This is a genomic window from Paenibacillus sp. JZ16 (genome assembly GCF_015326965.1).
Taxonomy (GTDB): domain Bacteria; phylum Bacillota; class Bacilli; order Paenibacillales; family Paenibacillaceae; genus Paenibacillus_AQ.
Genome location: NZ_CP017659.1, coordinates 7,316,325 through 7,328,541 on the forward strand (window position 1 = coordinate 7,316,325; position 12,217 = coordinate 7,328,541).

8 protein-coding genes are annotated in these 12,217 nt (G+C 49.6%); 4 read left to right on the forward strand and 4 right to left on the reverse strand.

Annotation, left to right across the window (positions count from 1 at the left end; genetic code table 11):
- The first annotated feature begins 33 nt into the window (after positions 1 to 33).
- Together nasC and BJP58_RS32910 are read left to right on the forward strand one after the other, a co-directional pair.
- Entirely contained in the window at positions 34 to 2,193 is a 2,160-nt protein-coding gene (gene nasC / locus BJP58_RS32905; RefSeq protein WP_194542163.1) for an assimilatory nitrate reductase catalytic subunit NasC, read from the forward strand.
- 229 nt (positions 2,194 to 2,422) lie between these two features.
- The gene (locus BJP58_RS32910) at positions 2,423 to 2,824 is read left to right on the forward strand and encodes a hypothetical protein (RefSeq protein ID WP_194542164.1); all 402 of its coding nucleotides are present in this window, start codon (positions 2,423 to 2,425) and stop codon (positions 2,822 to 2,824) included.
- A gap of 109 nt (positions 2,825 to 2,933) precedes the next feature.
- Here the strand turns inward: BJP58_RS32910 and BJP58_RS32915 are convergent, their stop codons facing one another.
- Positions 2,934 to 3,845, reverse strand: a complete 912-nt coding sequence (locus BJP58_RS32915; protein WP_194542165.1) for an aminoglycoside phosphotransferase family protein — start codon at positions 3,843 to 3,845, stop codon at positions 2,934 to 2,936.
- Between the two features lie 237 nt (positions 3,846 to 4,082).
- Here BJP58_RS32915 and BJP58_RS32920 point away from each other — a divergent pair, with 237 nt between their 5' ends.
- Positions 4,083 to 4,397: a DUF1904 family protein gene (locus tag BJP58_RS32920; RefSeq protein ID WP_071224307.1), complete on the forward strand. Its 315-nt coding sequence runs from the start codon at positions 4,083 to 4,085 to the stop codon at positions 4,395 to 4,397.
- Positions 4,398 to 4,535: 138 nt separating this feature from the next.
- The gene (locus BJP58_RS32925) at positions 4,536 to 5,477 is read left to right on the forward strand and encodes an aminoglycoside phosphotransferase family protein (protein ID WP_194542166.1); all 942 of its coding nucleotides are present in this window, start codon (positions 4,536 to 4,538) and stop codon (positions 5,475 to 5,477) included.
- 113 nt (positions 5,478 to 5,590) lie between these two features.
- Here the strand turns inward: BJP58_RS32925 and BJP58_RS32930 are convergent, their stop codons facing one another.
- The 3 genes from BJP58_RS32930 to BJP58_RS32940 form a co-directional block, all read right to left on the reverse strand.
- The gene (locus BJP58_RS32930; RefSeq protein ID WP_194542167.1) at positions 5,591 to 10,147 is read right to left on the reverse strand and encodes a DUF7948 domain-containing protein; all 4,557 of its coding nucleotides are present in this window, start codon (positions 10,145 to 10,147) and stop codon (positions 5,591 to 5,593) included.
- 175 nt (positions 10,148 to 10,322) lie between these two features.
- Positions 10,323 to 11,273: a phospho-N-acetylmuramoyl-pentapeptide-transferase gene (gene mraY, locus BJP58_RS32935; protein WP_194542168.1), complete on the reverse strand. Its 951-nt coding sequence runs from the start codon at positions 11,271 to 11,273 to the stop codon at positions 10,323 to 10,325.
- Between the two features lie 144 nt (positions 11,274 to 11,417).
- Positions 11,418 to 12,002 (reverse strand): TetR/AcrR family transcriptional regulator, encoded by a 585-nt coding sequence (locus tag BJP58_RS32940; protein WP_194542169.1) that lies wholly within the window; start codon positions 12,000 to 12,002, stop codon positions 11,418 to 11,420.
- Positions 12,003 to 12,217: the final 215 nt, after the last annotated feature.

A 12,217-nucleotide genomic window follows, 5' to 3' on the forward strand; every position in this document is an offset into this window, starting at 1 on the left:
AGCAGAAGAATAATAGAAAGAGGTGGTCTCGTTATGCTTCAATCGGATCGTGCTGAAGCGACAGAAGCTGCTGCCGTGATCGAGACGCAATGTCCGTTCTGCAGTGTGCAGTGCAAGATGACGGTAACCGAGGGTGGGAACGGCATTCCGGGTCAGCGCCGGGCCGAATATAAGGTGGAAGGGGTACCGAACGCCGCATCGGAGGGCAGGGTATGCGTCAAAGGCATGCATGCGCATCAGCATGCAGTCCATTCGCAGCGTCTGACAAACCCGTTCATCCGTTCAAATGGTGAACTCGTCCCATGTTCGTGGGATGAAGCATTTGCTGTGGCCAGTCAGCATTTACAGGGGATATCAGAGCAGCATGGCCCTGATGCCAATGCCGTTTACGGCGGTGGATCGTTGACCAACGAAACGGCATATTTGCTCGGGAAATTTGCCCGAGTGGCGCTGGGAACCCGCCATATCGATTATAACGGCCGCTTCTGTATGTCTGCCGCTGCTTCTGCAGGGAGCAAAACCTTCGGGATTGACCGGGGGTTGACCTTCAGATTGGCTGATATTCCTCTGGCCCGCTGCATCGTGCTGGCCGGCACCAATATAGCGGAATGTCAGCCAACGCTGCTGCCTTACTTCAACCGGGCTAAGGAGAATGGGGCGAGGATCATTGTCATCGACCCGCGGAAAACAGCCACCGCCGCCATGGCCGATATGCATTTGCCGATCAGACCGGGAACGGATACCGTACTGGCGGATGTGATGCTTAAGATCATTATGGATGAAGGCTTTATCGATGAGTCCTTTATTCAAGCAAGGACGAACGGTTACGACGAGTTGAGCGTTTATCTGAACAGCCTCGATCTCTCGCAGGCTGCCGATATATGCGGATTGGAGCTGGGGCAAATCCGGGAGGCCGCTTTAGCCTTTGGCGAGGCGGATACTGGCATGGTGCTGACTGCGCGAGGGGTGGAGCAGCAGACGGATGGCCATCTTGCGGTTCGCCATTTTCTAAACCTGGTCTTGGCTACGGGTAAAATCGGGAGAGAGGGCTGCGGATACGGAGCCATCACCGGTCAGGGGAATGGACAAGGGGGAAGGGAGCATGGGCAGAAGGCCGATCAGCTGCCGGGTTACAGGTCGATCGAGAATGAAAAGGATCGGGCTTACGTTGCCTCCGTGTGGGGTGTGGAAGCTGCAAGCCTCCCCGGGAAAGGCGTCTCTGCCTATGAGATGATGGAGCTGATTCATCAGGGAGTGATTAAATCGCTCTTCGTGATGGGCTCCAATCCCATCGTATCGAATCCGAACGCCGGGCTTGTGGAGGAAGGTTTGAACAAACTTGATTTTCTGATGGTTGCCGACATGTTTATGTCCGAAACGGCCCAATTGGCCGATCTCGTTCTGCCCGTAACCTCCTACATGGAAAATGAAGGGACACTGACGAACCTGGAGGGACGCGTGCTTCTGAGAGAAGCAGGGCGTCAGGCGCCTGGCGAGGCGCGTCATGACTGGAGGATTCTGTGCTCCATAGCAGACATGCTGGGGAAGGGGCAATATTTTCGCTTCAACGAGCCTGAAGAGGTCTTTAATGAGCTGAGGCTAGCGAGCAAGGGTGGAATTGCAGACTACTACGGTATAACCTATGACCGACTGCGCCGGGAGAAGGGAGTCTATTGGCCGTGCCCCTCGCCTGAAGAAGCTGGGGCGGGCCTTCTGTTTCAACAATCGTTTGCCCATCCGGACGGAAAGGCCGTGTTCTCTATAATGGAAGGGACTCCTTGGAAAGGGGTAACTGAGGAGTATTCGCTCATTCTGACCAATGGACGTGTTCTGTCCCACTATCTGACAGGGGTGCAGACCAGAAGGAGTCCTTCTTTGCTTGCGCGTGAGCTGGAAAATTTCGTGGAGATCCATCCGATTACCGCACAGCGTTACCGAATTCGGGACGGAGAGTGGGTAGAAGTTCAATCGGAGCATGGATATTTTACCGTGCGTGCCAGAATCAAAGACCAGATTCGAGAAGACACCCTGTTCGTGCCTATGCATTGGGGCGGCGTGCAGAATGTCAATCACGCGACCCGGCCGGAACTGGACCCGTTCTGTAAAATGCCCGGTTTTAAGACATCCGCTGTCCGGATTCGGCCCCTGCATCAGAAAGTTTATAGGGAGAACGATTCGTACACGGAGCGTTAATAGGTTCCGGTCAAGGAATCGACGACAGAAAAAGGAGCATCCCCCAGATCAAAGGATCTATTGGGATACTCCTTTCTTTTCATTTATACGAGCTGATCTTGGGGGCTTTCGCCCACTAAATCTAGGTTATTGACGCATTTATATCAATCCTCCTATAAAGGCACAAGAATGAAAGACGGCTCTGCATATGATGTCTACATGATGAATAGGGAAGCGAGGTGATCCTAGTATGTCATCGAAACGCGCCAGGAAGTCCAGAGCCGCTTCGAAGTCGAGACCTCCCCAGCATTGGGTAGGTCAACCAGTCGTGGTCGTTCTGAAGGATGGCAGCTACTATATCGGAGAACTGAATCAGATTCAAGGCCGGGAAGTGACGCTGTCTGGACTTCGTGCTAACCAAAAAATGCCGGCTTCGATTGCACGGAGCGGGGATAAAGCGCAGATTTCCGGATTTTTAAGCGATTTGTTTGGAGGTCCTCCAAGCGCTCCGGCAGTCGAAGGGGCTGAGGAGAGAGAAGGAGTTGCGGCTGTAGGCGGTTTAGGCTTTTTGGGGCAGATCATCCCTCATATTAAACTGGGCATGAATGTAATAAAAACCATTATGCCGTTAATGGGAATGTTAAAAATATAACGTTGCTGCAGCGTATGGCAAATCACGATACGAAGAAAAAAAGAAGCTTGAAGGTTTCTTCAAGCTTCTTTTTTGTATGAGATATGATTCCGCCATAACCATCGAACCATTATATGGCCATGGCACGCTGAATAATTGATTTGGCTTCCAGCGCAATGGTGTCATTCTTTTCGTCGATGGCCTGGATGAATATTAACATAGGGATATAGACGGCGATCATTCGTGCCAGAATCTTCGTTTCTTCGTCCACTTCGCCATAGATATCATAGAAATCCGCTCTGGAGGCCGGCGGCAGGTAGCTGTAAACGATACTCAGGTCACAGGCAGGATGGCCAATGTTGACGTCGCCCCAATCAATAATCCCCGAAAGCTTGCCGTCATCATCGACTAACATGTTTTTAAAATGGAGATCCCCGTGGATTAGCACATGTCGATGCCTCGCCTGATCCAAATGGATGCCCCGCAAATAGTCCTCGATCTCATGTAACTCCTCTTGCGTTATATATTGGGTAAGATTGGAGAGGAAATTCAGCATTTTGGCTTTGCGGCCGGCGATATCGGTCAGTTTACGCTGGTCAGACAATACACCCGCTTGCTGCGCTATTTCCACGGGAAAAGCATGCAGGCGCTTCAGGAAGCGGGCGAGCGTTTCCGCTGATTGCATCCGCGCTTCTTCTGAAATTCCAATCGGGAATGTACCGGGAAGATAGGTATATCCCAGAAAAGGTGCAGGATAATCTTCACTTTCTTTTCCGAAGAAGAGGGGTTTCGCATAAGGTACCGTTATGTAATGTTCAAGCTTGGGCAGGATTTTCGCTTCGGCATTTAGTAAAGATATGGCTATCTTTCTACGAGGAAAGCGAAACACATACTCATCGCCAACGCGATAAACGGTGTTGTCCCATCCGTTGCCAATTTCCTGGACCTTGAGGGTGGACAATTGGGGGAATTGACGAGTAAGCAATAACCGGACTAACGGCTCGGTCACTTCCCATTCGGCATCCCATAGATTTCGTCCCATGAGGACCTTCACCTCCATAATGAATTTCTCGTATGATGAATCGGATGTTATCAAGTTTAACGGAAGCGCTCGTACAGGGCAATTGAAAGGATAACTATAGATGAAATCCACCTGCGAATGTGTACATCTGAATCATAGTGATTCCTTTCACAATAACAATATTGTATAGTAGAAGAGAGATAAAAGTCACTTGAAGACATCTATAACACAATAATTCGACGAAATGAAGGGATAAGAGTGCCATATTTACGCTTTAAAGGATTCTCCGAAGTCTTTCTTGAAGAAATAACGCCACAGGTCGTTGATGAATTCGCGGGGATTGTTCAAATTCCGCAGGAAATTGTGAAGATCGAACTGCTTCCTTATCAGATCATTACGAATACGCCGCTATCCGTGGAAATTCTTATGTTCCAGAGATCTCAGGAAATTCATGATGCTGTTGCAGCCCGCATTCACGATATCTTGTCAGAACACGGGTACCGGAACGTACATATTTTCTTCGTGATTCTTAAGCGGAATCTTTATTATAAAGAAGGCAGGCCGTTAGAATAAAATAAGATCTGGTTAACGGCAAACAAGGATGCAGAAGATGCATCCTTGTTTTTTTATACGAGATGCACCAAGGCCAGCTCGCTATGATAAGTTAGAGGGGAGACCCCCGAAAGATATGAGGCACAGATAGGAGGTACTATGGAACAATTACAAGGCATTTTGAAGGAATATTATGGATTGGATCGTACACATGTTGTACCCCAAAAGGGTGGTTGGGCAGCGCTGGCTTATAAAGTGCAGAGTGATGGACATGCCTATTTCCTGAAAGTATATGAAAAGAGCCGCGCTTCCACGCCCAAATGGACCGCGAGAATCGACGAGTATGTACCCATATTGCTGTGGCTCGGGCAGCACAGCCAGTTGAAAGGAAAGATTCCAGTCCCCATCCTAACGAAAGACGGATTTTATCAATGTGAGGATGATGAAGGAATCTATCTATTGTATGAATATATCGTTGGAGATACGATCGCTGACCTTGACCTGACGAGTGATCAAGTGAGAGAGCTTGCAGAGATCATCACCGAACTTCATCAATATGGAGAGGAGATTCCGCTCAACACGGATGCGATAAGAGAGAATTTCGAGGTTCCTTTTCTCCAGCAACTCGAGCATACCCTGGATGCCGTGATGCCTAACGATGTCAGGGAAGTGGTACAGTCGTACAGGGAGCAATTGAACGATCTGATGAATGAGGTCCATGAGTTGTCGGTGACTTTAGCGCATAGCAATGTACATAAGGCTCTATGTCATACAGATGTTCACCATTGGAATCTGATGTCAGATGGACATCAACTGGTACTGATTGATTGGGAGGGACTGAATGTAGCTCCGGTTGAAGCCGATATGATGTTTTTTGTTCAAACACCTTACTGGGATGAATTTATGAGAACATACAAGAGAACCCACCATCAATATGAGATCAACTCGGAAGCCCTGCGATTTTACCAGGGGAGACGCAAGCTGGAGGATGTCTGGGAATTCATCGAGCAGATGCTCTACGATGCCCAGGATGAGGGGGAGCGAATAGCGACTCTCAGCCATTTGAAGCGCGAACTGGAAGAAATCACGCCAAGCGATTGATTGAATCAAAGATTGCAGAGCGGACGATAGGCATCCCCCGTCCGCTCTGCATATAATTTCCTTACAATTACGACGTCGGATGGCGAAAATCCGATGGCTGTGCCGGACGAAACTTATTCCTCTTCCTCGGCAATGACCCGGACAGAAGCTGTTGCATTTCTTGTCGGTCCATTATCCGACGTTAAAGTTACCGGGCTGGTTATAATGGTATCTTCCTCAACATCCGGCAGTATAAACGGGATTCGAATATTCTCGACTGCGCCAATGTCCAATTCCTCAAGTCGTACCTGAAGGTTGAAGAGCGGTGCGGTCAGTACGACGTTTCGAAGCACCACATTCCCCGTGTTTTGAAAAAAGATGAAGAAATGCACGAGTTCTCCTGGTCTTCCCACTGGACGGTCCACCGTTTCGGTCAAAATGACATTCGGCAGCAGCTCGGTTACGATATCGACAGATGCCGTCTGCAGCGGTGATTGATCGGAGAAAAGAACAACGTTGTTTTGGAAGGTCTCGCCTCCCACAGAGTTCGCAGGAACCGTAAACGGTAGCGTAAAGACTCGCGTTTCACCCGGTCCCAAGGCCGGGATAACGACGTTGAAACCCAGAAGAAAATCAATAACGCGCACATCCGTCAACGTCCGGTTTGGAACGTCCGTCAGCGTCACATTCGATACATTCGTGACCCGGATCGTCTTGTTGACTACCGTCCCTGGAGCTGCTGTGGGCGGGTCAGCCTCGACGTTAATATCAACGAGCGTGGAAGGCAGGGCTACCACGACGCGCGTTTCGCTAAATATCGGCGAGGGCACCGGATTTTCCGGCCAATTCACGGTGACTCGGTTCGCAAACACGGTCCCCTGCAGTGCATTCGTCGGGATTTGGAAGGTAAACATCACAACGCTTGTCGCTCCCGGCGCAATGACTGGGATCACGTCCACGGTTCCGGTCAAGGAATCGGCGACGGTTACGCTGGTTGCCGGATTGCTGCCCGTATTCGTTACTTCAACCGTATAGGTTACCGTTTCACCCGTTGCGGCTACACTGCGGTCAGGCAGCTTGGATACCGTCAGTGTCGTCGTGGCACCAGGTATGGATATAACAACAACCTCGGCTGCAGCGGTTTGCAGCGGTGTCTGGTCCGAAACGGCCGTGAAGCTGTTCGTAATCACGCTTCCGTTCGCTGCATCAGCGGGTATTGTAAAGGAACCCGTCCGCGTAATCGTCCCGCCCGCGAGAATGGTCGGTATCGTCTCGCTTAGGCCAAGCAGCGGATCGCTCAGGACGACATTGGTCTGTGGCTCGGTAAGGGTATTTGTCACCGTAAGGGTAAACACAACCGTATCGCCCGGTGCCGCAACGGCAAGATCCGCCGTCTTGGTGAGCGCAAGCCCAATTGCCGTTACCGTAACGGTTGCCAAGACTCCCTGCGATCCGGTTTGCGTGGATTGAACGGTGAGCTCGTTCATGATATTCGACCCCGGTTCAGCATCCAGCGGGACCGTAAATGGAATAATAAACTCGCGTCGTTCGCCGATGGCAAAACTTTCGATCGCCTCGGCAAAGCCGAGCGATGGATCTTCAAGGACAATATTGGTTAGAGGGACATTGCCGATATTATCGATAACAATCGAGTACTGGAAAGTCTGGCCCGGCATGACGGTTGCCACGGAAGGGATCTTTCGTACGCCGAGCTGCGGCGCTTCAACGACCAGTACGTCAAAGCTCGATGTGACGCTTGGTGCCTGATCACTGGTGGCCATCGCCGTATTGGTGTAGGTCTGTGAAGGTGTCTCCAGCGGTACGAGAAAAGGTACCGTAAGCACTTGGGTCTCACCAATGGCGAGACTTGGCACTTGGATCTCGCTAACGATCGTATCATCGGTAATGATGATATTCGTCAAGTCGGTATTTCCCGTATTGGTAACTTCAAACGAGAATTGAATGATTTCACCTGGTAATACCGATATACGGTCCGCAGATTTCACCAGGTTGAGACGCGGCGCAGGGAGCACCTCAACCACGGTTCCTACCGTTTGCGGTGTTGGCAGATTATCGGCCGTAATCTCGGTCCGATTTGCAATCGTCAAACCAGCCGGTTGTTCGGGTGGAATGACGAACGGCCAATCAATCACGAAACTGGAGCCTACAGGGAGAGTGCCAATCAATTGATCCAGTCCTAACAGCGGATCGACGATCCGGACGTTAAACAAGTCGACATTCCCAAAATTGGTAAGTGTAATGGTAAACACGACCGTTTCACCGGGAGCGGCCGAAGATGGATTAACTGTCTTCGTTGCTTCGAGTATGGGATTTTCCGTAATGAAGATTTCAGCAATAGCAATGACCGGGTCCCGTACTTGATCCGCTCTAACGAACACTTCGTTAATGATAAAGCCCGGAGGAAACTGCTCTGGAACAAAGAAGGGGAGAGGAATGACGAACCCTTCAAACGGATTGAGAACAGGCAGTATATGAAAAAAACCTAGGAACGGATCCTCAATGAATACATTGGTAAGCGGAATGCCGCTTCCATTCTTGATCTCAATAATAAATTCGACTACTTCTCCCGGGCGAACTTCAAATCGGGTGGCGAATTTATTAACAAATATAGTAGCTTGCTCACCGAGCTTCGTGATAAACGCATCAACTCCCCCGTTGTTGAACGGTTGAAACGAGAAGGGAGTGGTCGGGTAATCGAACGAGGATGTTTGGCCGGTAATATAAATCTGATTATTCAAGTCCACGGCAATTCCGTTGCCGCTATCGGTCGAGCTGCCTCCCAAATAGGTGGAAAATTCGAGAAACGAGCCGGTGGGGTCGAGAATCGTGACAAAAGCATCGGTGGGGCCAAAGAGGGAAAATTGGATTGCATCGCCGGCCAATGGATAATCCGCAGACGATGTTTCTCCCGTAATGAATGCACTTCGTGCCGAGTTTAGCGCGATCGAGAGCCCCGTATTAGAGCCATTCCCCCCAATCAGCGCCGAATAGATGAGTCCGGTTCCCGTAGGATTCAACTTGGTAACGAAAGCCCGGTTAGTCCCTAAAGGTGTGACAAACGATCCGGATGTCGTTGGGAAATCGGGGGAACTCGATGATCCGGTGACATAAGCATTCCCCGCCGTATCGATCGTGACGTCAAAAATAACATCATTCAAGCTGGCTCCCAATATAGTTCCATACACGAGCGCGCTTCCCGTAGGGTTCAGCTTCACGACAAATCCGTCGACATCGCCTTGAAGGGTTGTTTGAAACGCTCCTGGCGTTGTCGGGAAGTCCGAAGCCACCGTCTGGCCGGCGACGTAAGCATTGCCCGAATCGTCCACAGCAATGCCGTTGGCGTCCGTTGTATCCAGGGTACCGCCCAGGTAGGTCGAATAAATCAATCCCGTTCCGTCGACATTCAATTTCGTCACGAACGAAGTTGAAATGGATGAAGGGTTGGATGTCTGGAAAGCATCCGCGGTCACTGGAAAATCAGCAGAACTCGTGCGACCGGCCACATAGGCGCTTCCGGAAAGATCGACGGCGATGCCGAATCCTTCATCTCCTCCGGAGCCTCCCAAATAAGTGGAATATACAAGCGTACCGCCATCAGGGCTCAATTTCGTTACAACCGCATTACTGCTAGTGAAGACGGCCGTTGTTTGAAACGCACCGGGGGTTGTCGGATAATCGCTGGAAAAAGTGGTACCGGTAATGTACGCATTCCCAGCGAAGTCAATGGCAATGCTTCTGCCCGTATCCGAAGCACTTCCTCCGATGAAGGTAGAATAGATTAAACTTGTCCCCGAAGCATCGATCTTGCTGACAAAGAAGTCAGCCGTGCCTTGAAACGTCGTCTGGAAAGCCCCAGGTGTCACGGGGAAATTGGCCGAAGTCGTGATGCCTGTCACATAAGCCTGCTCGAAATCATCGACCACGATGTCCAGGCCTTCTTCCGTTTCCGTGCCGCCAAGATAAGTCGAATACAAGATGACCGGATCAATCACCAAGGGCAGTTCACGATCATAAGCTTCGGTCATTTCAAACCCGATCTGATTACGGCCTTCCAGTCCGGATTTCACTACATACCGGCACCCCAATTCCTTACGTACGCCGTCTACTTCCTGGTAGGCGATAGGTTTTTGATCCATAAGCGTGCCATAGGGCGTGATTAGGAGCAGATTGCCTTCCTCGTCGATCTTGATCTCGTCAGATCCGTCGCATACCAGCTGAATATCCTCCACCCTTGCACCCGGGTTCAGAAGCCAATCAAACTTGAGCTTACCGCCACTCCCTTGGATCACGGCGTCGATACCAGGCCATAACTCCCGGTATGCAACTCCGCGATACGTATCGACGTGCGTAATATGGCGCTTCGGATCATTGCCGCGAAAATAATGAAACTTGCCTTCTTCCTTCGACATGCCTTCCAGTCTGGAAGCCTTCCCCGGGATATCGAAACGCCACACCAGTACAACGCCGTTTGTTGTTCGCTCTGCTTCCGTGGAAACGGGCTTATACAGCGTCAGCGAGATCCGATCCGCTTCGAACGAACAGCGAAAACCCGAATCTTGTGCGAAATAAAGCGTGTTTGGGTCGAATTGACCGACATTTTGCGTGAACAAGAGCGGCAGCTCCCCGTAGGGAAGAATGCTTTTTCTTGAACTGGATTCCAATACGCTCAACGAAACTATCTCCTCTCAAGACATTTATCATTAGGGTATGAATGTCCTGTCTGAAAGGTTCGATGGAAGAATGCGGGAAATGACGTAAATGAAAAACGCGCCTAATGGGGCGCGTCGTAAGGCAGGTGTTCTTCTACCAGCTGGCTTGAAATTTATGAAATGGATTGATATTGCATTACATTACATATTTGACAATCAACCAACAGAGCAGAGCCATAAACCAGGAGACAAAACCGAAAATCATCACGATTTTGTTCTCGCTCCAGCCGTATTTGAGACTGAAGTGGAAATGGATCGGTGCCATTCGGAACAGACGCAGCTTGGTGCGTTTGTAGTACCATACCTGCAGGATAACCGAGAGCTGCTCAGCCAAATAGATAACGAACAGAAGCGGAATCAGAATTTCGACCTTCTCGATGACCGCTAAGAATGATAGGGAGCCGCCAATGGCGAGAGATCCCGTATCGCCCATGAAAGCCCGGGCTGGATGAATATTGTAGAGCAGCAAGCCGAGCAGGCAGCCGACCATGACCAGCGAGAACATTTGCACTTCCGGTTTGTCGGAGATTAAAAAGAAGAAAAAATAAGTAGGTATAGCTACATTGATTAACAGTCCGTCCAATCCGTCGGTAAAGTTAATGGCATTCGCCGAACCCACAATGAATAACAGCATGATAATGACGTACACGCTTACCGGCAAATGGAGCTGGAACCCGTTGAAGAGTCGGATATCACTTGTCAGTGAAAAGGAATGGAACAGCACATACAGTAATGCGCCGGTAAACAGGAACTGAAATACAAGCTTCATGCGACCGGAGATTCCGGACGGGTCCTGCCACGCAGCTTTCTTGAAGTCATCCATAAACCCGATCGAGCTGAACAAGAGGAAGGTCGAGCATAAAAAAACGGTAAGCGGCGTAGGTTGAAATTGCAGTGAAATGGCAACGCCAATCAGCAATATAAGACCTGCCATTAACGGCGTCCCGCGTTTGGCCTGATGATCGGGAGGCAGCTCGCTCCGGATTGGCTGCGTAAGCTTTAACGTGCGCAAGCCCCAGATAAGCAGCGGCGTGAACAGTGTCACCAGCAAGAACGATAGTCCGGATACGCCCAGAATTCCATTCATCTTATACACATCTCTTTCTATCGATTTCGTGTTAGTACATTGTATTTCGATGAAATGGACAAATATTCCTTCTGATTTACGAAGTTAGCAAAAAGAGTAACGTATCCTATTCTCGACGGAGAGGCGCTACTCTTTTTTAATATTCTAGAATTGATAAGGTCCGTTAATGGACAAGCGTAATGCCATGGCCGTCATTTCCCGTGGAGTGTAGGGATATCCCTGCAACATCCACCACAAGATGGTCTCGTGAAATGCACCTGTCATAAAGTTGATCACCACGTCGGACGGAACGCTGATCTCAGCGCCTGTTTCAATGGAAGCTTCAAGCCCAACCTTTACAAAATGGTATAGCGTAGCTTTGAAATAACGCGTAAACGGCGTGTCCGGATGGATTAAAATGAAGGCTTCGTAAAACTGCCGATTCTCCAGCACGTGGTTGAATAAAGCGACCATATTGGAAGGCAGTTCATCATAATCAACTTCTTGAAGTGATATTTTTTTCTCGATCACGATGCGGTGTTCCAAATCTTCCATTGTCTCCTTGGACATAACCTCCATTAACTCGCCTACACTGCTAAAATGCTTGTAGAAGGTAGGCCGTGTCACTTGTGCCTCGGCACATAGATCCGTAATGGATATGGGATCGATTCGGGAAGCCATCATGTGAAGGAGAGCGTTTTTTATTTTTTGCAGGGTTCTGATTTCTCTCGGATCTAACGCCGGTTTCATGACGATAGGTCCACTCCTTCGCAGTTCCACAATAAGTATTTCTCTATTATACAAAATACTATCATGTAATGAATCTGGGTAGGAGCTAATGAAGTAGCCATTGCTGCCTGAATTATGGTTTAATCTATATAATGACTACAACAATTTTAATCCCCTAAGCGTAACAATATTGCATTGAATGCGGTTAGATCATAAAGGATGAACAGCACCGAAAG

What these genes read in the sequence shown, in the direction of transcription:
- BJP58_RS32940 (WP_194542169.1), bottom strand. Translation starts at nt 12,002, where the DNA reads ATGAAACCGGCGTTAGATCCGAGAGAAATCAGAACCCTGCAAAAAATA.
- BJP58_RS32915 (WP_194542165.1), bottom strand. Translation starts at nt 3,845, where the DNA reads ATGGGACGAAATCTATGGGATGCCGAATGGGAAGTGACCGAGCCGTTA.
- mraY (WP_194542168.1), bottom strand. Translation starts at nt 11,273, where the DNA reads ATGAATGGAATTCTGGGCGTATCCGGACTATCGTTCTTGCTGGTGACA.
- BJP58_RS32910 (WP_194542164.1), top strand. Translation starts at nt 2,423, where the DNA reads ATGTCATCGAAACGCGCCAGGAAGTCCAGAGCCGCTTCGAAGTCGAGA.
- nasC (WP_194542163.1), top strand. Translation starts at nt 34, where the DNA reads ATGCTTCAATCGGATCGTGCTGAAGCGACAGAAGCTGCTGCCGTGATC.
- BJP58_RS32925 (WP_194542166.1), top strand. Translation starts at nt 4,536, where the DNA reads ATGGAACAATTACAAGGCATTTTGAAGGAATATTATGGATTGGATCGT.